This is a genomic window from Actinomycetota bacterium, assembly GCA_019347575.1.
Lineage (GTDB): Bacteria > Actinomycetota > Nitriliruptoria > Nitriliruptorales > Nitriliruptoraceae > JAHWKY01.
The window spans coordinates 54,494-74,720 of record JAHWKY010000018.1 but is presented as its reverse complement, the minus strand read 5'-3'; the positions used below and the strand labels follow the sequence as shown (position 1 = coordinate 74,720).

General features: G+C 71.3%; 19 protein-coding genes and 1 pseudogene. 9 read left to right on the top strand and 11 right to left on the bottom strand.

What is annotated here, in order from left to right:
- Positions 1 to 315: 315 nt before the first annotated feature.
- Genes map through KY469_13450 form a run of 4 tightly spaced genes read right to left on the bottom strand, consistent with a single transcriptional unit; the run spans position 316 to position 2,856 of the window.
- Positions 316 to 1,086 (bottom strand): type I methionyl aminopeptidase, encoded by a 771-nt coding sequence (gene map, locus KY469_13465; protein ID MBW3664102.1) that lies wholly within the window; start codon positions 1,084 to 1,086, stop codon positions 316 to 318.
- A complete protein-coding gene (locus KY469_13460) occupies positions 1,043 to 1,789 on the bottom strand; it encodes a zf-HC2 domain-containing protein (protein MBW3664101.1) in 747 nt (248 codons plus the stop codon). Before KY469_13460 ends, map begins: the two co-directional genes overlap by 44 nt.
- Positions 1,786 to 2,304 carry a sigma-70 family RNA polymerase sigma factor gene (locus tag KY469_13455; protein ID MBW3664100.1) on the bottom strand — a complete coding sequence of 173 codons (519 nt, stop codon included), beginning with the start codon at positions 2,302 to 2,304 and terminating at the stop codon, positions 1,786 to 1,788. Before KY469_13455 ends, KY469_13460 begins: the two co-directional genes overlap by 4 nt.
- 18 nt (positions 2,305 to 2,322) lie before the next feature.
- Positions 2,323 to 2,856, bottom strand: coding sequence for a hypothetical protein (locus KY469_13450; GenBank protein ID MBW3664099.1), 534 nt, complete (start codon positions 2,854 to 2,856; stop codon positions 2,323 to 2,325).
- Positions 2,857 to 2,954: 98 nt separating this feature from the next.
- Between KY469_13450 and KY469_13445 the strand changes: the two genes are divergently transcribed.
- Positions 2,955 to 4,211, top strand: coding sequence for a M15 family metallopeptidase (locus KY469_13445; protein ID MBW3664098.1), 1,257 nt, complete (start codon positions 2,955 to 2,957; stop codon positions 4,209 to 4,211).
- A gap of 37 nt (positions 4,212 to 4,248) precedes the next feature.
- On the opposite strand, the gene KY469_13440 is transcribed toward KY469_13445, so the two are convergent.
- Complete coding sequence (locus tag KY469_13440; GenBank protein MBW3664097.1) at positions 4,249 to 5,490, bottom strand: threonine synthase; 1,242 nt, start codon at positions 5,488 to 5,490, stop codon at positions 4,249 to 4,251.
- Between the two features lie 149 nt (positions 5,491 to 5,639).
- Between KY469_13440 and KY469_13435 the strand changes: the two genes are divergently transcribed.
- The 6 genes and pseudogenes from KY469_13435 to guaB all read left to right on the top strand — a co-directional run bounded on the left by KY469_13435 (position 5,640) and on the right by guaB (position 12,453).
- The gene (locus tag KY469_13435) at positions 5,640 to 6,677 is read left to right on the top strand and encodes a DNA recombination protein RmuC (GenBank protein MBW3664096.1); all 1,038 of its coding nucleotides are present in this window, start codon (positions 5,640 to 5,642) and stop codon (positions 6,675 to 6,677) included.
- An 89-nt stretch (positions 6,678 to 6,766) separates the two neighbouring features.
- Positions 6,767 to 7,561, top strand: a complete 795-nt coding sequence (locus KY469_13430) for a hypothetical protein (GenBank protein MBW3664095.1) — start codon at positions 6,767 to 6,769, stop codon at positions 7,559 to 7,561.
- Positions 7,562 to 7,603: 42 nt separating this feature from the next.
- Complete coding sequence (locus tag KY469_13425) at positions 7,604 to 9,625, top strand: GMC family oxidoreductase N-terminal domain-containing protein (protein MBW3664094.1); 2,022 nt, start codon at positions 7,604 to 7,606, stop codon at positions 9,623 to 9,625.
- A 103-nt stretch (positions 9,626 to 9,728) separates the two neighbouring features.
- Positions 9,729 to 10,418 carry a 5-formyltetrahydrofolate cyclo-ligase gene (locus tag KY469_13420; GenBank protein ID MBW3664093.1) on the top strand — a complete coding sequence of 230 codons (690 nt, stop codon included), beginning with the start codon at positions 9,729 to 9,731 and terminating at the stop codon, positions 10,416 to 10,418.
- A gap of 24 nt (positions 10,419 to 10,442) precedes the next feature.
- A complete protein-coding gene (locus KY469_13415) occupies positions 10,443 to 10,940 on the top strand; it encodes a hypothetical protein (GenBank protein MBW3664092.1) in 498 nt (165 codons plus the stop codon).
- A gap of 38 nt (positions 10,941 to 10,978) precedes the next feature.
- Positions 10,979 to 12,453 (top strand): annotated as a pseudogene (guaB, locus tag KY469_13410) (IMP dehydrogenase).
- A gap of 292 nt (positions 12,454 to 12,745) precedes the next feature.
- Here the strand turns inward: guaB and KY469_13405 are convergent.
- The 6 genes from KY469_13405 to KY469_13380 form a co-directional block, all read right to left on the bottom strand.
- A complete protein-coding gene (locus KY469_13405) occupies positions 12,746 to 13,162 on the bottom strand; it encodes a TIGR03668 family PPOX class F420-dependent oxidoreductase (GenBank protein MBW3664091.1) in 417 nt (138 codons plus the stop codon).
- Positions 13,163 to 13,276: 114 nt separating this feature from the next.
- Positions 13,277 to 14,158 (bottom strand): Cof-type HAD-IIB family hydrolase, encoded by an 882-nt coding sequence (locus KY469_13400; GenBank protein MBW3664090.1) that lies wholly within the window; start codon positions 14,156 to 14,158, stop codon positions 13,277 to 13,279.
- Positions 14,159 to 14,163: 5 nt separating this feature from the next.
- Positions 14,164 to 14,445 carry a DUF3467 domain-containing protein gene (locus KY469_13395; GenBank protein ID MBW3664089.1) on the bottom strand — a complete coding sequence of 94 codons (282 nt, stop codon included), beginning with the start codon at positions 14,443 to 14,445 and terminating at the stop codon, positions 14,164 to 14,166.
- Positions 14,446 to 14,627: 182 nt separating this feature from the next.
- Complete coding sequence (locus KY469_13390; protein ID MBW3664088.1) at positions 14,628 to 15,548, bottom strand: sugar ABC transporter permease; 921 nt, start codon at positions 15,546 to 15,548, stop codon at positions 14,628 to 14,630.
- Entirely contained in the window at positions 15,545 to 16,846 is a 1,302-nt protein-coding gene (locus KY469_13385) for a sugar ABC transporter substrate-binding protein (GenBank protein MBW3664087.1), read from the bottom strand. The genes KY469_13390 and KY469_13385 overlap by 4 nt, the downstream gene beginning before the upstream one ends.
- Before the next feature lies 1 nt (position 16,847).
- Positions 16,848 to 17,675 carry a carbohydrate ABC transporter permease gene (locus KY469_13380; GenBank protein MBW3664086.1) on the bottom strand — a complete coding sequence of 276 codons (828 nt, stop codon included), beginning with the start codon at positions 17,673 to 17,675 and terminating at the stop codon, positions 16,848 to 16,850.
- A gap of 75 nt (positions 17,676 to 17,750) precedes the next feature.
- On the opposite strand from KY469_13380, the gene KY469_13375 reads away from it, so the two are divergent.
- Complete coding sequence (locus tag KY469_13375; GenBank protein ID MBW3664085.1) at positions 17,751 to 18,224, top strand: hypothetical protein; 474 nt, start codon at positions 17,751 to 17,753, stop codon at positions 18,222 to 18,224.
- A gap of 367 nt (positions 18,225 to 18,591) precedes the next feature.
- Positions 18,592 to 20,181, top strand: coding sequence for a cell wall-binding repeat-containing protein (locus KY469_13370; GenBank protein ID MBW3664084.1), 1,590 nt, complete (start codon positions 18,592 to 18,594; stop codon positions 20,179 to 20,181).
- Positions 20,182 to 20,227: the final 46 nt, after the last annotated feature.

Here is a 20,227-nt window from a genome sequence, read left to right as displayed (position 1 = left end):
TCGACCGACCTGCTACAGGATGGGCGACGGGAACGCGCGTGGATGCGTGTTCCCGTCGGGGGGGGCCGCCGGTCGCCGCTTGCGGTGACGGAAACGCGCGTGGATGCGTGTTCCCGTCGGGGCGGGCCGCCGGTCGCCGCTTGCGGTGACGGAAACGCGCGTGGATGCGTGTTCCCGTCGGGGCGGCGCGGATGCGCCGTCGCCAAGAAACCCAACGTCCGGGTCCCCCTGCGACGGGAGCCGCCGAGACCGCGCTCTCGGTGGCGGACGCCGTGCGACCACTGGATCGACGGCGCGGATGCGCCGTCGCCAAGATCAGGGCAGGGTCAGGATGCGGGGGCCGTTCTCGGTGATGGCGATGGTGTGCTCGCTGTGGGCGGCGTTGCTGCCATCGGTCGTGAGCACGGTCCAGCCGTCGTCGGCGAGGCGGTAGCTGTCGTCACCACCGGCGATGAACATCGGCTCGATCGCGATGACGAGTCCCGGCTTGAGCCTCAGGCCGCGTCCGGGCTTGCCGTCGTTGGGCACGGAGGGATCCTCGTGCATCTCGCGCCCGACGCCGTGTCCGCCCCAGCCCTCCGGCATGCCGTAGCCGTGACGGCGCGCGATCGTGGCGATGGCGTGGCTGATGTCGCCGATGCGGTTGCCTACCACCGCCGCCTCGATCCCGGCGGCGAGGGCGGTGTCGGTGCACTCGATGAGGTCGGCATCGGCCTGGTCACGCGGCTCGCCCACCGGGAAGGTCACCGCGGCGTCACCGACCCAGCCGCCCAGCACCGCCCCGAAGTCGATGCTGACCAGATCGCCTTCCTGCAGCGCGTACTCGGTCGGGATGCCGTGGACGATCTGGTCGTTGATCGACGCGCAGATAACACCCGGGAACGGCGAGGAGGCGAAGTGGGGCTGGTAACCGAGGAAGGCGGAGGTCGCCCCGTGTTCCGCCAGCACGTCCGCGGCGACGGAGTCGAGCTCCTTCAGGGTGACGCCGGGCGCTGCGGCCGCGCGCATCGCCGCGTGGGCGAGCGCGACCACGCGCCCCGCCTCACGCAGTGCCTCGATCTCGTTGGCGGTCTTGAGCACGATCAACGGCCGTGTCCTCCGGTGCCTGGGCGGCACAGCATGACACGTCGAAGACCGCGCCGAAGAGCGGGGAACCCTCCGTGTCGGTGATCTCGACCCGAGCGAGCTGGGCGCGCTGGATCGCGCTGGCTCCCCGGACCCACGCGGCACCGTCGGAGGTCGGCCCCCACGTCCCGGCGCGCTCGCGGTGGCCGTCCTCGCTGATCGCCCAGACCGCGTAGCCGGGAGCCGGGGGCAGCTCCTCGACGCGGATCTCGACGGTCGTGCCCCACTCCCACGCGTAGGCCGCGACCGTGCCTCCGACCGTGCTCGCGCGGTCGGCCATCGGGACGATCTCGACCACGATCCGGTCGGGCGGCTCGCGCCAGGGTTGCCACGCCACGACGCCCACGAGCAGCGCGACGACCGATGCGGCGACCGTCGCGACCCGCCAGATCGTGACCTGGCGCCGCAGCCGGCGACGCTCGGCGCTCGTCGAGCGCTGCAGCAGCAGCGACAGGCCGCGACGCACCTCGTCGAAGTCGGCGCTGGCTTCCTCGGGGTCGAGTCGGTCGAGGAGCGACGGCAGGATCGACAGCTTGCTGACCTCGTCGCGGCAGGAGGCGCAGCTGTCCAGGTGGCGTTCGACGGCGCGTCGCTCGGCGGGCTCGAGAGCGCCCAGGACGTACGCGCCCAGTTCGGTCCGCACGTGAGGTTCCTGCTCGCTCATCCGGTCACCCCCGTCTCCTCCAGTCGCAGTCGGAGCGCACGCAGTCCGTAGTAGAGGCGCGACTTGATCGTCCCCTCGGGGACATCTTCCTGAGCCGCGGTCTCGCGCACCGTGAAGCCGTGGTAGTGCACCGCCACGATGGCGCGGCGGTGCTCCTCGCTGAGGCCGTGGAGAGCGTCAGCGAGCTGCCACGCCTCCATCGCCCGATCGATGTCGCCGTCGGTCAGCGGCGCCCCGACGTCGTCGATGGACGCGACCTCGTCGGGGCGGGCGCCGGCGCGTCGGAGCCGGTCGGTCGTGATGTTGCGGGCGATGGTGAACAGCCACGCGGGCAGCGACCCGCGGGCCGGGTCGAAGCGTCCGGCGTGACGCCAGGCGCGCACGAGCGTGTCCTGCACCGCTTCCTCGGCGGCCGGTCGGTCGCCGAGGCGGCGGAGCGCGTACAGGTAGAGGGGGCCGGAGAAGTCGGCGTGGAGCTGCTCGATCGAGTCGATCGAGTCGGTCGAGCCGTCCACCGTCGCTCCTGCCGTGAACTAGGTGATCTTGGCGCCGTCAGGTCCGACGACCCACCACACGTCGCCGACACCCTGCCCGTTGGTGTCGCCGGGCGCTTGATCCGCCGCGAAGTAGTAGAGCGGCTGGCCGTTGTAGGTGACCTGGGTCGTGCCGTCATCGCGGGTCGTCGTGCCGATCAGTGACGCATCCACGTCGCCGCCGGCCTCGGCGGTCCCGGTGAAGGCCGGCCAGTTCTCGGCGCACTGGTCGTAGCACGTGCTCGTGCCGTCGGTGTCGTTGTCGAACACGTACAGCGTCCTGCCCTCGCCATCGATCAGGATCGTGCCGAGGTCCGACGAGGCGGTCGCGAGCGTCACAGCGCCGGTGGCGTCGGTCGGCGCAGCTGCCTCGGTGGGTTCGGCCGTGTCGGGGGGAGCCGCGGTTTCGGTCGGCTGCGCTTCGGTCGTGGTGTCGGTATCGGGCGTGACGTTGACGTCGGTGTCGTCGTCGCCGCAGCCGGCGAGGACGAGCAGCGCAGCGACCGCGAGAGCCGAGCGGGTGAGCCGTGGCATGTGCGTTCCCCTCTGTCTGTTGTCGGGCTTGTCACGTACAGGTACGTAGCAGGTCACGGTGCGGTTCAGCACGTACCGTTGCCGCGGAAGGAGGTCCCGTGTCGCGCTGGATCATCTGGGGGCTCGTCGCGCTCCTCGCCGTCACCGGGCTGGCGACGGTCGGGGCGCTGTCGAGCGCGGACCGGGAGGTTCCCCGCGGGACCGCCTCACCGGCTCCACCGACCTCGGAGGAACCGCGACCGAGCGGGTCCGTCGAGGACGGTGCGGTCGGTCCCCGCCAGGCCGACCGTGGCGGTGTGCTGGTCGTGTGGGCGCGCGGTGACCTGACACGCGCGTTCGCTGACGCGGTCGCCAGCCTCCCGCACGTCGTCGCGACCGCGCACGTGCGCTCCGACACCCTAGCGCTCGTCGGGGCGCGGAACCCTGACGGCGTCCCGACCACGCGACTGAGCGACGGCTTCCAGATCCCCGTCGACGTCGCCGCCGTCGATCCGACGGAGTACGTGGCCACGCAACGGGGGGAGCCCGGTGACCTGCTCGACCGGCTCGCGCCCCGCGGCGTGCTTCTTTCGGAGACCGGTGCCCGGCTCCGTGCCACCGGCGTCGGTGGCGAGGTCGACCTCGCGGGCCTGCCGGGTCTCGAGGTCGTCGCGGTGGTGCCCGACGGTTCCGTGGGTCGAGCCGAGATCGTCCTCCACGCGGCTGACGCGACGGCTGCCGGACTCGGCGCCGACGGCACCGTGTTCCTGCGTCACGAGGCGGCGCCCGGCGTCGAGCTCGAAGCGCTCACGGCCCAGATCGAGGCCCTCGTCCCGCCCGATCTCACGGCTCGGATCGTGGACGCGACCGGTGGCGAGCTGCGCCGGGCCCCGCTCGTGCTGTCGCTGGCACAGGTGAAGGACCGCTTCGGCGAGTTCGCCTTCCGCCCCCGTGCCGGCGTCCGCGAGATCGACATCGATCCCGACTTCGCAGCCCAGCGCATCGTGCGCGCCGACGTTCCGATCCTGGCCTCGGTCACGTGCCACGCAGAGATCGTCGACGACCTCCGCGGTGCCTTGCAGCAGGTGGTCGACGCGGGCCTGGCCCACGAGATCGATCCTGCCAGGTACGGCGGCTGCTACCACCCCCGTCGCATCTCGACCACGGGAGCACGCCTGTCGCACCACTCGTGGGGTATCGCGATCGACATCAACGTCGACCTGTCCCACTCCGACCTCGGGCCGTCACCTCATCCCGACGTGATCGCGGCCTTCGAGGCGCACGGGTTCCGCTGGGGCGGTGATTTCATCCAGCCCGACAACCACCACTTCGAGTGGATCGGCGCGGCCGCGACCGCTGAGGTCGACCGAGGTTGAATTGAAGCGTTGAGTGCGTTGGAGTGCGCTCAACGCTTCAACGCCGGAGCGCGGCGAGCACCTCGGGGTACTTCAGCCCCGAGCCGGTGTTGATCACGACGACCCGGTCGCCCCGGCCGAGCTCGCCCCGCGCGACCAGCTCCCGTACCCCCGCGACGGCGGCCGCGCCCTCCGGGGCGCACAGCACCCCGGTCGTGGTCGCGACCTCGCGGAGTGACGCCAGCGTCGCCCCGTCCTCGACCGCGACGCAGACCCCGCCCGACTCCCGCACCGCCCGGAGGACGAGGAAGTCCCCGAGCGCCTTCGGCACCCGCAGCCCCGAGGCGATGGTGTCCGCGTCCTCCCAGAACCGCGAGACGTCGGCGCCGGACTCGAAGGCCGAGACGATCGGGGCGCAGCCGGCCGCCTGCACGACGATCATGCGTGGCAGAGGCCCGAGCACCCAGCCGAGCTCCTGGAGCTGTTCGAGCGCGCGCCAGATCCCGATGATGCCGACGCCGCCGCCAGCCGGGTACACGACCGCGTCGGGCAGGGGCCAGGGAGGCCGTGGGGCGTCCGCCTCGAGGGCCAGCTGCTCGGCGATCTCGAACCCGAGCGTCTTCTTGCCCTCGATGCGGTAGGGCTCCCGCAGCGTCGCCGCGTCGTACCAGCCGTGCTCCGCGATGCCTTCAGCGATGAGTGCGCTGGCGACAGCGATGTCACCGTCCACCTCCGAGACCTCGGCGCCGTGTGTGAGCGGTTCGAGCCGGTTGATCAGCGGGGCGTCGCTGGGCACCGCGACGCGCACGCGCATGCGGGCGGCAGCGCCGTACGCGGCCCAAGCCCCGCCCGCGTTGCCCGCGGTCGGTAGCGCCACCTCGGTGACCCCGAGCACGACGGCCATCGACACGCCGCACGCGGCACCGCGCGCTTTGAAGGTCCCCGTGGGGTTGAGCCCGTCGTCCTTCAGCCACACCGTGCCCACACCCAGCTTGCGCGCGAGCGCATCGGACCGCAGGAGGGGAGTGAACCCCTCGCCCAGCGACACCACGTCCGCATCCAGAGGTACCGGCAGCAGTTCGCGGTAGCGCCACATCGTTGCCGGACGTGCCGAGAGGCGCGTGGGGTCGAGACCCTGCGCGACCGCGGCGAGGTCGTAGACGACCAGCAGCGGCGCCCCGCATGCCCCTCCACCCGTCGTGTTCGTGCAGACGTGGTGGCGCTCCAGCGGGGCGTAGCGCGCATCGCAGCGCGAGCACCGCAGGTCCGAGACCGTCGTGGAGGTCGGGGCGGGCGACATCGCGCCGACTGTAACGGCGCGCCCGGGGGCGTCGAGTCGTGGCCACGCGTCCGGGGCGACCGAGCGGTCGCGCCGGCCCCCTGCACGAGGTCCACCGGCACGTCACACCCTCCCCGTACCGTGCGTTCGTCGGTCGAGGAGGCTGACGGGTGGGAGGAACCGTGGGAGCAAGTGCCGGGGCGGCGGTGGTGGGGGTCGTGCTCGGCGTCGCCGTGGGAGTGCTCGTGGCCGTGCTCGTGGCGCGGGTGCTAGCCGGGTCCGCACGCCCCAGCGACGGCGGGGCGGTGGCCGAGCAGGTCCGCAACCTGCAGGCTGGCTTGGGAGAGGTCACGACCCTGGTGCGCGACCTCGAGCGGGAGCGCGCCCGGGGGTTCGGAGTGATCGAGGAGCAGCTCCAACGCGCCGGCGAGGTCACCCGCGAGCTGTCGGTCGCGACCCGGTCGCTGAGCCAGACGCTCAGCAACCCCACGGCACGGGGGAGCTGGGGCGAACGGCTCGCGTCGGACGTGCTGCGCGCGGCCGGGTTCGTCGAGGGGCTGCACTACCACCGTCAACGGTCGGTCGCCGGCGGCCGGGTGATCCCCGACTTCACCTTCACCCTCCCCGGCGAGCGCTGCCTGCACCTCGACGTGAAGTTCCCCCTGGACAACTACCAACGGGCGCTCGACTGCGACGACGAGGTAGGCCGACAGCGACACCTCGACGCCTTCGTCCGGGACGTACGCGACCGGGTCCGTGAGGTCGGGGCGCGCGGGTACGTCGATCCCTCCAACGGCACGGTCGCGTTCGCGCTGCTGTTCGTCCCCAACGAGGCCGTGTACGCCGCCATCCACGAGCACGATCCCGCACTGATCGACGAGGCGATGGCTCGCCGCGTCGTGCTGTGCTCGCCGCTGACGCTGTTCGCGGTCCTCGGTGTGGTGCGCCAGACGGTCGAGGCGTTCACGGTGCGCCAACGCTCGGACGAGATCCTCGACGTCCTGGGGCGCTTCGAGGACCAGTGGGAGCGGTTCGTGGTGCAGCTGCAGACGCTCGGCAGCCGACTCGATTCGGCGAAGCGAGCGTTCGATGACCTCGACGGGACCCGACGGCGGCAGCTCGAGGGGCCGCTCGTGCGGCTCGCGGACCTGCGCCGTGGTGGTGCGCAGGTGCCACTCGACGGCGTCGTCGATGACGTGGCCAGCTGACCCCCGAGCGCTACCCTCCATCACAGAACGTGGACGGGGTGTCCGCCCGAGGGGGCGTTCGCGACCTGGACGACGCAGTGGGGGAAGCCGTGTCCCGCCCGCTCGTGCCCTTGGCTCGGCCAGTGATGGTCAGCGGCGTCGAACTGCACTTCCCCGTGCACCTGTCGTTCCGCTCGTTCGCTGCGCTGTTCCTGGCGGTTCCACGCCACGTCGTGGCGCCGCTGCTCGCCGCGCCGCTGCGACCTGTACCCGGTGGACGCCGCGGTGGCTCCCTCGTGGTCAGCTGGGCGGCGTGGGACCGTTCTCCGGTCGGGGCGTTCAACGAGGTCACGCTGTGGGCACCGACCTACGTCGGCCGGGGCTCACCCCTACCCGGGTTGGCCGTGCTGCTCCACGGCCGGGCCGGGCACACGGACGTGGTGGGGGATCTGGGCTACGCGCCCCTGTGGAGCCTGGTCGACCGCGAGGAGGCCGCGCTCCTGCGCCGGGAGCTGTGGCACGTCCCGGTGCGCACGACCACCGTGCGGATCCGCTCGGAGGGCGACCGCCACCTCGCTCAGGTCCAGCACGGTGGCGACACCATCCTGCGCCTCCACACCGACGTTCCGGCGACGCGGTCACGCCCGGGACGGATCGCTCTGCCGGTCCGCGGCAGGCACGAGGGCAAGGGCTGGTCCGACCACGGCGACCTCCACGCCGACGCGGTCGTGCGTCGATGGCGACGGGCGGGCAGGGTCGAGATCTACGCCGGCGGTCCGATCGTCGAGTTCGCCGTGATGCTCGGAGCCTCGGACACCGAGCCGCTCCGCGCCACGGCCTTCGCGTCGCTGCTCGCGACCGACGGTGCCGTACGGTTCGCAGGACCGCGACCGTCGGACGCCTGACCTCCGGCGGCGTGGTGACGCAGCGACGAGGAGTGGATCGACGTGCCCACCGGCGACGCCGGTCATCCCGGCCGCGACCACGGCGTCGAGGGTCCACGCCTGGCGGTCGCGGAACGGACGATCCTCGCTGCCGTCGCTGATGCTCTGCTGCCTTCGGGCGGTACTCCCGCCCCGTCCGCGACCCAGACCGACACGGTCGAGGAGGTCGCACGGCTCCTACGTCACCGCTTCGGGCGCATCGCCGGGTGGGCGTTCCGGATCGCGCTCTGGGTGTTCGAGCTGACCACGCTCGTCACGCACGGTCGCCGCTTCAGCCAGCTGGACCCTGCGATCCGGGAGCGCGTCGCCGCCCGGGCCGCCAAGAGCCCCAACCTCGTCCGCGCGGGACAGGTCACGTTGCTGAAGCACGTGATCGTCAACACCTATCTCAGCGACGAGCACGTCGCGGCCGAGATCGGGTACCGCCGCCCCGATCCCCTCGATCCGACCCCGAACCCTGACGGTCCCCGCCTCACGCCGCTGACGTGGCCGGAGCTGCCCCAGCACGGACGCCTGCGGTGCGACGCGGTCGTGATCGGGTCGGGCGCCGGCGGGGCGGTGGTGGCCGCGACGCTGGCCGAGGCCGGGCTCGACGTCCTGGTGCTCGAGGAGGGCGGGTACCACACGCGCGACGAGTTCGCGGAGCAGACACCCTGGCACCGCTTCCTCGACCTGTACCGCGACCAGGGCACGACCATCGCGCTCGGATTTCCCCCGATCCCGGTGCCGATCGGGCGCGCGGTCGGAGGGACCACGGTCGTCAACGCGGGCACGTCGCTACGACCTCCGGCCCGGGTGCTGACCGAGTGGGTCACGCAGCACGGACTCGAGGATGCACGCCCCGAGGACCTCGCCCCGCTGCTCGACGAGGTCGAACGGGTGCAGTCGGTGCGGCCCATCCCCGACGAGGTGTTGGGCGTCAACGCCGAGGTGTTCCGCGACGCCACCGCACGGATGGGCCACCCGGGGCGAGCACTGCCACGCAACATCGTCGACTGCCGTGGTAGCGGCGAGTGTGTGTTCGGCTGTCCTAGTGACGCCAAGCAGGCGGTGCACCTGACGTGGCTGCCGCGGGCGGAGCGCGCCGGGGCGCGGATCCTCGCGCGCGTCCGCTGCGACCGGGTGATCGTCGAGGGCGGACGGGCGACGGGTCTCGAGGCGACCGTGCTCGACCCGGGTCGACGCGACATCCCTCGCGGTCAGCTCCGCATCGACGCCTCGACCGTCGTGGTCAGCGCGGGCGCCTTCCACACCCCGATGCTGCTCGACGCCTCCGACGTCCCCGATCGCAGCGGTCGCCGTGGTCGCAACCTGCGGCTACACCCGGCCATCGGTCTCGCCGCTGACCTCGGTCGCGTGGTCCACGCGTGGCGGGGGACGCTGCAGTCTTGGATGGTCGACGCCCTCCACGGCGACGGCATCATGATCGAGGCGACCACGGCCCCGCCTCCGGTCAGCGGGGCTCAGCTCCCCGGAGCCGGCCGTGGACTGAAGGAGCTGCTCGGGAGCTGGTCGCGGGTCGTGTCGTCGGGGTTCCTCGTGACCGACACCTCGTCCGGACGCGTGCGCCGCGGCCCCGCCGGTCGGCCGGTCGTGACCTACCAGCTCCAGGAGCACGATCGGCGTCGCATCAACCGTGGACTGGCGTTCCTGTCGGAGGCCTTCGCCGAAGCCGGCGCGACCCGCATCCTGGTCGGGATGCAGGGACGGACGTGGGCCACCCCCGCCGAGGCGCGGGCGCTGTTCGAAGCCGGCGAGGTGCCCACGCGTGCGCTGAAGCTGTCCGCCTACCACCCCGTCGGAACCCACCACCTGTCGGCTGACCCGCGCCGCGGACCCGCGGATCCTTGGGGGAGGGTCCACGGCACGGCGGGACTGTGGGTCGCCGACGCCAGCGTCTTCCCCGGGTGCCTGGGCGTGAACCCACAGCTGACGATCATGGCGTTCGCGCTGCGGACGGCGCGAGCGATCATCGCCGCATCGCCGGCGAGCGCGCCACGTGTGCCAGGCCAGGTCGCGGTGTGACGCGACGCGGGCGGGGCGGGCGCGGGGGGCGGGGCGGGCGGGGGTCGTGAGCAACGGCCAGGACCACGAGCAGCTGGCGCGGAAGACGGAGCTGCGTGACCGGATGTGGGCGGCCCTCCAGGACGCGGGAGCAGCCCGCTTCCCCGGCGCGGAGGGCCGCATCCCCAACTTCGTCGGCGCCGAGGCCGCGGCCGAGCGGCTGCGCACCACCGACACGTGGGAGCGGGCAGCGACGGTCAAGGCGAACCCGGACTCGCCGCAGTGGCCGGTGCGCCAGCGCGCGCTCGAGGACGGCAAGACCGTCTTCATGGCCGTCCCGCGCCTGGCGGAGGAGCAGCCGTTCTTCCTCCTCGACCCCGACCACCTCGCCGACACGCCGAGGAAGGCGTCCTCGATCAAGGGCGCATCCAGGTCGGCCCGCACCATCGACGTGGACGAGCTCAGCCCCGTCGATCTCGTGATCGTCGGGTGCGTGGCCGTGGGCGAGGACGGAGCGCGGCTGGGGAAGGGCGGAGGCTTCAGCGACCTCGAGTTCGCCGTGGCCGCCGAGGCCGGCATGGTGGACAACGACACGATCGTGGCCACGACCGTCCACGAGGTCCAGCTCCTCGGCGACGACGAGGTTCCCGTGACGGATCACGACATCCTCGTCGACCTCATCGTGACCCCGGACCGGATCATCGAGACGTCGGGGCGTGACCGTCGCAAGCGCATCGCCGTGCGTTGGGACGAGCTGACCGAGGACAAGATCGCGACGATCCCGTTACTGCAGCGGTGGCGTGGACGCGGCTGAGGGCTGCGGAGGTACGCTCGGTCGATGCCACCCTCCCCGTTCACCCCGCGCGTGCCCGACCCCGTCCGGCTCCTGCCTGACCTGGGTGCCGCGGCGGTCTGGAGCTTCTGGGCCGCCATGCTCGTGGCGGTTGCCGGGTGGTTCGTCGTGGATTCGTTCGGGCATCCGCTCGCGTGGCTCGGCCTCGGCGTCGCGGTCGCGATCCTCGCCTGGTTCGCGTTCCAGTTGATCTTCCCTAAGCGGTTCCAGATCATCCTCGACCCCGACGTGCTCTGGGTCCGCCAGGCCTGGCGCCACCTCACGGTCGACTGGAACGAGGTCTACGTCGTGCGCGTCCGACACGTGCTCGGCGACCCGATACTCGAGGTGCAGCGCCAGAGCGCCGATGCCTCCACGCCCGGTGACCGCACCTTCGTCCCGTTGCCCGTCGGGACGGACATCCGCCCCATCCACCGCTTCCTCGCCACCCGCCTGGGCCACGGGGCTCTCCCCAGGGGGCGCCTGGAGCCTCTCGACCTTTGATTGACGTACCCTCGGCGGGATCCGAGACGGAGCGCCCCGTGGTCGACGACATCCCGCAGGCCCTCTCCTACGACGACGTTCTGTTGGTGCCCCAGGACTCCGCGGTGCTTCCGCGCGACGTCGATGTCGCCACCCGCCTCCACGCGCGCGTCCACCTCCGCCTGCCGCTGCTGTCCGCCGCCATGGACAAGGTCACCGAGGCCGAGATGGCGATCGCGATCGCCCGTCACGGTGGCCTGGGGATCATCCACAAGAACACGTCCGCCGAGGCGCAGGCGGCCATGGTCGAGTCGGTGAAGCGCTCCGAGTCGGGGTTCATCTCCGACCCCATCACGCTGCGCCCCGACGACGCCGTAGGCAAGGCGTTCGAACTCATGGCCCGCTACAAGGTCAGCGGCTTCCCCGTGGTCGATGGCGAGCAGCGACTCGTCGGGATCGTCACCAACCGCGACCTGCGCCTCGGAGCCTCACCCGATCGGGCCGTCCGCGAGTTCATGACGATCGATGATCTGGTCACGGCGGGGCGTGGGACCAGCCTCGAGCAGGCGCGCGACCTCATGCAGCAGCACCGGGTCGAGAAGCTGCCCATCGTCGAGGACGGGCGACTCGTGGGGATGTTCACGTTCAAGGATGTCGAGAAGGTCCGCAAGTACCCCAACTCGGCCAAGGACGACCGCGGTCGGCTGCTCGTCGGGGCGGCGGTCGGCGTCGGCGCTGATGGCGACGCGCGCGCCGAGGCTCTGGTCGAGTCCGGGGTCGACCTGCTCGCCGTCGACTCGGCGCACGGCCACTCGGCTGGCGTCCTCGAGTTCGCGGGCAAGCTCAAGGACCGCTTCCCTGATGTCGTCCTGATGGTCGGCAACGTGGCCACCGGCGACGCGGTCCGTGCGTGTGCCGACCACGGCGCGGACATCGTCAAGGTCGGGTCGGTCCGGGTTCGATCTGCACGACTCGCGTCGTGACCGGCGTCGGCATGCCGCAGTTCAGCGCGGTCCTGGATTGCGCGGCCGTCGCGGCTGAGGTGGGTATCGCCAGCGTCGCCGATGGCGGCATCCGCTACTCCGGCGATCTCGTCAAGGCGCTCGCCGCCGGAGCGACCGCGGTGATGGTCGGCAACCTCCTCGCCGGGACCGACGAATCTCCCGGCGAGCTCGTGCTCGTCGGTGGGCGGCGTTACAAGGAGTACCGCGGCATGGGATCCGTCGACGCTATGCGTGCCGGCTCCGCCGACCGCTACTTCCAGGCCAGTGCCGACGAGGCCGAGCCGGTCAAGCTCGTCCCCGAGGGTGTCTCGGGTCTGCTGCCGTACCGCGGCAGCGTCGGCGAGGTCGTCGGGCAGCTCGAAGGAGGGCTGCGGTCGGGGATGGGCTACCTCGGGGCGCGCGACGTGGCGTCGCTACACACCCGCGCCCGGTTCGTGCGCCAGACCGTCGCCGGCGCCCGGGAGTCCCACGTCCACGACGTTGACGTCGTCCACGAGGCCCCCAACTACCAGGTCCCGGGCCACGACTGACCCTGCCCTTGGCGACGGCGCATCCGCGCCGTCGATAGGGCCTTCGCAACGCTTCCGCCGTCGAGAGCGCGGTCTCGACGGCTTCGATCGCACGGGGACCCGTGGACTCCGCCATGCCGGGGCGACGGCGCATCCGCCCTTTGGCGACGCCGCTCCGCGTCGTCGATAGAGCCGTCGCAAGCCGTCCGCCGTCGAGAGCGCGGTCTCGACGGCTCGGCCCGCATGGGGACCCTACGGCCGAGAGCGCGGTCTCTAGCGCTGGGTCGGCAAGGGGCCCCGAGGGCCCGTTGCGTCACGCGGCGGACCAGGTGGTCCAGCGGGAGATGTCGACGATGATGGCGGGGCCCGCGGGGCGCTGCGCGCGGTACTGACCGTACTTCGCCACGAGCAGCGCGACGGCGCGGTCGTACTCGGGGCCATCCGCGACGAGGTGGGCCTGCCCGTCGCCGCGTGCCCACCACAGGCGTGACCAGTCGTCCTCGTAGTGGTCCACGAGGACGCTGGCGGCGGGGTTGGCCGCGATGTTGCGCACGCGCTGGAGGTCGTGGGTGGACTTGGGCTTGTGATCGATGGCGGTGACCAGGCGGTCGTCCTCGAGCGCGAACGTGATCACGACCAGGTGCGGCGTGTCGTCGGGGCGGACCGTGGCGAGTCGTGCCGCGGGGGCCGCCGCGACACGGGCGCGCTGGTGGGGTGCGAGATCCGAGATCACGGGACCACCTTAGGTAAGCGCAACGGAACGTCCGCGTCGCCGTAAGGGTTTCTAGGCGCCGAGATCGGCTTCGGCTGACCGTGCTGCCGCGTTCGGCCACCACCTTGGCTGTCATGCACCGCCGGCGCGACACAGCGCACGCACCGCTTCGAGTGCGGTCATCACCCCGTCGTCGGCCGCGTCGGGGACCACGAGGTGAGCCGCCGCGATGATCGCCGGGGCTGACTGGCCCATGGCGATGGCCGTGCCCACGACGCCGAACATCGACAGGTCGTTGGCGCCGTCGCCGACCGCCACGACCGCCGCGAGCTCGACACCGAGGTGTGCGGCGGCGTGTGTCACCGCCCGACCCTTGTCGGCGGCGGGGTTGTTCGCGTTGACGTAGTGCAGGTGCGGCGTCTGCGGCGACTGGGCCGGTCCGGCGATCAGACCGAGGGCCTCGATGTCGTCCAGGAAGTGGGTCTCCGCGGGCGCGGTCAGCGCGAACGTGGCCTTCGGGAACACCGACCCGTCAGGTAGGTCATCGACGAACCCCAGCGGATCGTGGCCGAGCATGGGCCAGTGGTCCCGTTCGGGTGCGCGGTCGTCGGTCACGTAGAAGCCGTGCTCGACGTAGACCTCGAGGTACACGTCACGGCGATGGGCCAGATCGATGAGCGCTCCGACCTCGTCCCGCGTCAGCGGCCAGGTGGCGACGATGGCCCCGTCGCCGAATACCTCCGCGCCGTTGTGCAGCACGTGTGGACCGGCGGCACCGAGCCGCTGCCACAGGTCCGAGACCGACGGACGCATGCGCCCGGTCGCGAGACCCACTCGGACGCCGGCGGCCTGCAGGTCGGCGACGAGGGCCTCGAGACCTTCGGGGGTCACGCCATCGGGACGCACCACGGTGCCGTCGACATCGGCGACGAGGTAAGCCGGTCGGGCGGGCTCCCACCGCTCGAAGCGCCCACCGGCCACGACCCCGTCAGGGAGGCGGGGCGGGACGGTCACCTGGGTCAGCCGACGACGGGGATCGCCCCGTACTTGTCCTCGTAGTTGCTCATGTTCGTGTTGAGCGCCTGGATGATCTTGCCAGCCAGGGTCGGGGCGATCTTGACCCGGGTGACCACCTCGGCGCGGACCGACCCCTGCTGACCGGGCAGGAGCTGGCAGAAATCGAGGGTGAACTCGTGGGGTGAGTGCGACACGACGAGGAAGTTGGCGTACTCCCCGAACTTGATCTCGTCCGGGACGTTCACCGAGATCTGTGGGCTCTGCGGCTGCTCTTGGTCGCTCACGGTCACTCCGACACCAGGGGAGCCCCGAGGCTACCCCGCCGCCCCGTCGCCCCCGCCGTGACGCATCGCACCATCGCAGCGGTCGATGTACGCGTTCCGGTGCCAGATGGCACCGAAATGCATACATCGACGAGATCAGGCTTGTCCACCCCGCCCCGCACCCGGCGCCCCGCCCCGTCGGATCAGCGGCGCAGGAAGCCCCAGCGGCGGATGACCAGCAGGGGCAGGGCGATGAAGCCCATCGTGATGACCATGAGCACGAGCGTGAGGGCCGCCCCGTAGCCGAAGCCGAGGAACTCGAACGCCTGATCGAAGATGTAGATGGGGAGGAAGAGCGTGGCGTTGCCGGGGCCGCCGTCGGTCAGCACGTACGCGGGGACGAAGTTGACCTGCAGGGTCAGGATCACGTCGCGCGCGGCGAGCAGCAGCAGCAGCGGGGCGAGCTGGGGGAGGGTGATGTAGCGCAGCGTCTGCCACGGCGACGCCCCGTCGACCGCAGCTGCCGCGTACACCGACGGGTCGAGCGACCGGCGCGCCGCGAGCACGACGAGGAAGGCCTCTCCCACGGGGAACAGCATCATGATCACGATCGCGCCCCGCGCTCCCCACGTCGTCCCGAGCCAGGCGGGAGTGGGCAGACCCAGCGCCCCGAGCATCCCGTTCATCGGCCCGTACAGCGGGTTGAACACCCACAGGAACGTGAGCGCCAGGACGATGTCGGGCACGACCGTGGGCACGTAGACCGCGGCGCGGTACCAGCGTCCGAGGCGCCGGGGCGCGGCGAGCAGCAGGCCCATCCCGGTCGCGACGAACAGCCTCAGCGGGACCGCGATCGCCGCGAAGATCAGCGACGCGCGCAGCGACGCGTGGAAGAAGGGGTCGCTGCCCATGCGGCGGAAGTTGGCGACGCCGTTGAAGCGGGGATCACCCAGCCCGGTGTGGTCGGTGAACCCGTAGTAGAAGGTGGTCAGCGCGGGGATGACCAGGAGCAGCGCGACCCCGAGCGCGAACGGGGCGGTGTACCAGCCCGCGCCCCGCACGAGCCGGCTCCCGGTCGCAGCGGCGGGTGCGGTCTCGGATCCACGTCGCGCCGCGACCCTCACCCGCCGCTGCCGAACAGCCGGCGGGTCTCCTCGATGAGCCGCCGCATGCCCTCGTCGCGGTCGGTGCGGCCGTAGTAGATCTGTTCGAGGATGTCGTCGGCGGCCTTCTCGACCTGGGTCCAGTTCGCCGTGTGGGGCGTCGCACGGAGGATCTCGGCGTTGTCGACGAACACGTGCGCTGATGCGGGGGGCTCGTCCGACTCGAGGAAGACGTCGGAGGTCGCCACATCGCGTCGCGATGGGACCGTCCGCCCCGACTCGGCGAGGATGAGCTGACCGCGCTCGCTCATGGCGAACTCGATGAGGCGCCACGACTCCTCGTGGTGCTCGCCCGGTCCGGCCATGCAGTACGCATCGGAGTGCAGCATCGTGAACGGCTGCCCGCCCGGCGCGACCGGTAGCGGGGCGACGTCCCAGGTGAAGCCCTCGATCTCGCGCATGGTGGGTGTGACACGGCGCGAGTTGAGGTACATGCCGAGCCGGCCGTTGAGGAAGCGCGACGCGCTGCTCTCGGACTGCTCCTCGACGCCGGGGGGCACGACCCCGTGGACCAGCGAGAGGTCGAGGAACCAGTCGAGCGCGTCCCGTGCTCGGCCCTGGTCCAGCATCAGGGTCATGGGGTCCTCGAGGTCGTCGACGACCTCGCCGCCGTGGGACCACACGAACGGGGCGATCCGGATGAGCGACGGCTCCGTGCCCAGCCCGTACACCTCGCCGTTCGTGAGTGCCTGCGCGGCGGCGAGGAACTCGTCCCAGGTCCACCCCTCCGTCCCCTCCGTCGGCAGGGGCAGGTCCGCTGCCTCGAACAGGTCCCGGTTGTAGTACACGACCAGCGACGAGACGTTCTGCGGCATGCAGGTCAGCATCTCGCCGTCGAAGCGGAACGGGTCGAACACGACCGGGAAGAAGTCCTCGGCGTCGAGCACCTCGCTGTCCTCGAGGTAGGGATCGACCTCCTCGAGCACACCCTGGCTGGCGAACTGGCCGTACTTGCGGAAGTTGATGAGGAACACGTCGGGAGGCTGGCCACCGGCGAACGAGGTCGTGAGTTTGGCGAGGAGTTCATCCTGGCTGGCGACAGGGCTCAGCGTGACGTCGATGGCGGGGTTCTCCGACTCGAACTCCTGGAGCATCCGGTTGTAGCCCGCGGTCTCGGTGGCGTCCCCGAACAGCACGAACTGAAGCGCCACCTGACCGTCCTCGCCGGTGCCGCCGTCGGTGTCGCCGGCACCTCCGCACGCTGTTGCGGTGAGCGCCAGTACGACGACGAGGATGAGCCGGAACCGTGGACGCTTCACGTCACGACCTTCCCAGTAGTCGCTCGATGCCCTCGTCGGACAGGAAGAACCGCTGCCCTACGAGCAGCACCGCGATCACGGGCAGTGCGACCACGACGCCACCGGCCAACAGCAGCGGCCAGTCGGTGGGGTTGAGCAGGCGCAAGACATCGAGACCGATCGGCAGCGTGAAGTTGCCCTGACTGTTGAGGTACAGCAGGGGGTCGATGAAGTTGCTCCAGTGGAAGGTGAAGGCGAGGACCATGACCGCCAGCGTGGCGGTGCGCACCTGTGGCATCCCCACCGACCACCACATCCGCAACCCGCCGGAGCCTTCTAGCACCGCGGCCTCGAAGTGCTCGTCGGCGACGCGGCTGAACGCCCAGATGTACACGAGCACGAGGAAGGGGCTGGTGGCGAGCAGAGCCGGCGCCACGAGCGGGATCAGCGTGTCGATGATCCCCGCCAACCGGAACAGCTCGAAGCGTGTGGCCCACACGGCCGTGACCGGGACCATCATGACCACGAGCGTGGCTCCGATCGCCCAGCGACGTGCCCGCGGTCGCAACATCCGGATGCCGAACCCCGCGAGTGACGCGACGAGGACCGTCAACGGCACGGCCACGGCGACAACGACGATCGAGTTGCGCAGGTAGGTCGTTACCGGCAGCAGGTCGTACAGCGACCGGTACGCCCCGAGCCCCGCCCCCGCCGGCATCAGCTCCAATCCACGAGGCGGCGGCAGTCCACGTGCACGCAGCGATCCCAGGATGAGGTACAGCAGGGGCAACAGGAACACCAACGCGAGCAGCCCCGGTACGACGTGACGGGACAGGACGCGACGGCTCATCGGCGGCGCAGTCTAGAAGGCCGGTGTGCGACGTACGCTTCGGCGCCCCCACCAGCATCGACCGGACGGGACCCCGTGCCGCGAACGCTGCTCCTGTCGATCGTCATCGCCATCGCTCTGACCGGATGCGGCGGTGACGACACGATGCAGGCCAACCTCGCCGACGTCCCGACCGGACCGTTGACCGGACTACCGCCGTGTGGTGAAGCCCCTGAGCCTCTTGCCGAGCCACCCGAGGTCGAGGGACTCGTCCTGCCGGAGGGCGCCGAGATCACGCAGGTGACCGAGACGGCGCCGCTGACGAACGTCACCGCCTACGTCGAGCGCACACCGGTACAGATCCGACTGGAGCTCGAAGCCGATCCCGAGCTGGAGATCCTCGTCAGCGAGGACGAGGTCCTCGAGGCCGAACTGCTCGTCACCGATGGCGAGCACCGCACGTTCGTCAAGGCCCGGGCCATCTGCGACCGCGCGTCCGTCGTGGTCGGCGTCGTCGCCCCCGAGGAGGCCAGCGACGTCGTTCCGGTGCCGACTGGCGCGGCCAGCTAGCCGCCTCCGTGCGCCAAGCCGAGGCGATGGGCGTAGCTCGCCAGGCCGTCAGCCGGCGCCACCTCCTCCGAGACCCGCAGCAACGGATTGCGATCTGGCGGACGGCGATGCCACGACCGACCATGTCGGTCTCCGGGTCCACGTAGACCATCCTCCTGGGCGGTGGCGATGATCGAGCCGTGCCGGCGACGGCAACGTCGGCGAGCACGGTGATAGTGCGGCGAGCCGCGATGGTGGACTTCCGTCCAGTGCGAACCGTTCGAGTGGCCCAACCACCCCGCTGCTGGCCGGGCCGCGTGGGCCGAGGCGGCGCCGTGACCGTGCACGTTCGTGGTCCACGCCCAACTCTGCAGCAAGCGGAGGTCACATGTCCCGGATCGCGATGGGGATCCTCGCCGTCGTCGCGCTTGCGCTGCCCTTGACCCCTTCGACGTCCGTCGCGGCGAGTCCGGAGGATCCCCGGACGGATCGGGTCGGTGGCGCGACGCGAGTCGGGACCGCCGCCGAGCTCGCCCAGGCCACCTTCGGATCCTCTGAGCGTGTCCTGATGGCACGGGCCGATGACTTCCCCGATGCGCTGGCCGCCGCATCGCTCGCTGGTGACGGTGGCCACCCCATCCTGCTGGCTCACCACGCCGCGGTCCCCGAGCGCTCCTACGAGGCGCTGGACGCGCTCGAGGCAGCGGCCGTGACCTTGCTCGGCGGCACGGCTGCGCTGAGCGACGACGTCGCCGACGAGCTGCGACAGGCTGGCTACGAGGTCGATCGCGTAGCGGGGGCCGATCGCTACGCCACCGCAGCCGAGATCGCCCGATCCCTCGAGGGGGAGATCGGCACCGTCGAGGGTCAGCGCACCGCGTTCATCGCCTCGGGTGAGCGCTTCCCGGACGCGCTGACGGCCGGTCCCGCAGCGTTCGCCGGACCGTTCCCGATCCTGCTGACCCGTCGCGAGGAGGTGCCGGCAGCGACGGTCGAGGCGCTGGACGAGCTGGGGATCGAGCGAGCCGTGCTCGTCGGGGGTCGCTTGGCCGTCGATGTGGACGTCGCGCGACGCATCGAAGCGCAGGGCATCACGACGGTGCGGGTCGCCGGCCGTGACCGGACCGATACCGCCGCGAGGGTCGCGACGTGGAGCGTGCGCCACGCCGGCATCGAGGAGCGCGCGGTGGTGTTGGCGCGGGGTGACGAGTTCCCGGACGCTCTCGCCGCCGCGCCGTTCGCCGGTGAGTCGCGCGCGCCGATGGTCCTCACCCGGCGCCCCGATGAGCTGACCTACGACCTCCTCCAGTGGGTCGTCGACCGCAGCGAAACCATCGCTGCGGTGCATGCTCTGGGTCTCCAACAGGCCGTGACCGACCGCGTCCTGCGCAGGACGGCCGAAGCGGCGCAGCCGCCGTCACACGACGTGCGCTACGCCGTCGACGTCGCGGACGACCACGGGCCCGTGCACGCGGATCCCCGGTACTTCGCCGAGCACGTGGACTGGACCCTCACCGACCAGCGCGGCTGGTCACTGGACAACGACGTCCGCTGGACCCGCGTCCCCCGAGACGACGACACCGCGGACCTGACCGTCCTGCTGTCGTCACCGCAGGACGTCGAGGCGGCGGCGCCCGGATGCGACGCGAGCTACAGCTGCCGTGTCGGGGACGAGGTCTACATCAACGACCAGCGGTGGCGCGAGGGGCCACAGGAGGACGCCTGGTCGCGACGGCCGATCGAGGATTATCGGCACTACGTCGTGCTGCACGAGCTCGGCCACTGGCTCGAGCTCGACCACTACGAGTGTCGCCAGTACGCGGGAGCGGGCAAGCCCGCCCCGGTGATGGACCAGCAGACCATCGACACGGGCGTGTGCACGACCAACGTGTGGCCTCTCGAGTTCGAACTCGATCAGGCACGCCGGAACATCGAGACCGGCGATGCACAGGGGAGCGGCAACGTCCAGGCGGAGTGACGCTGGTGCAGCGACCGGGACGGACGTCGGAGTAGGCTGCGACTGC

Coding starts and splice junctions, on each gene's coding strand:
- KY469_13460 (MBW3664101.1), bottom strand. CDS start 1,789: ATGAGCGAGCAGGAACCTCACGTGCGGACCGAACTGGGCGCGTACGTC.
- KY469_13450 (MBW3664099.1), bottom strand. CDS start 2,856: ATGCCACGGCTCACCCGCTCGGCTCTCGCGGTCGCTGCGCTGCTCGTC.
- KY469_13440 (MBW3664097.1), bottom strand. CDS start 5,490: ATGTCGCCCGCCCCGACCTCCACGACGGTCTCGGACCTGCGGTGCTCG.
- KY469_13420 (MBW3664093.1), top strand. CDS start 9,729: ATGTGGGCGGCCCTCCAGGACGCGGGAGCAGCCCGCTTCCCCGGCGCG.
- KY469_13415 (MBW3664092.1), top strand. CDS start 10,443: ATGCCACCCTCCCCGTTCACCCCGCGCGTGCCCGACCCCGTCCGGCTC.
- KY469_13380 (MBW3664086.1), bottom strand. CDS start 17,675: ATGAGCCGTCGCGTCCTGTCCCGTCACGTCGTACCGGGGCTGCTCGCG.
- KY469_13370 (MBW3664084.1), top strand. CDS start 18,592: ATGTCCCGGATCGCGATGGGGATCCTCGCCGTCGTCGCGCTTGCGCTG.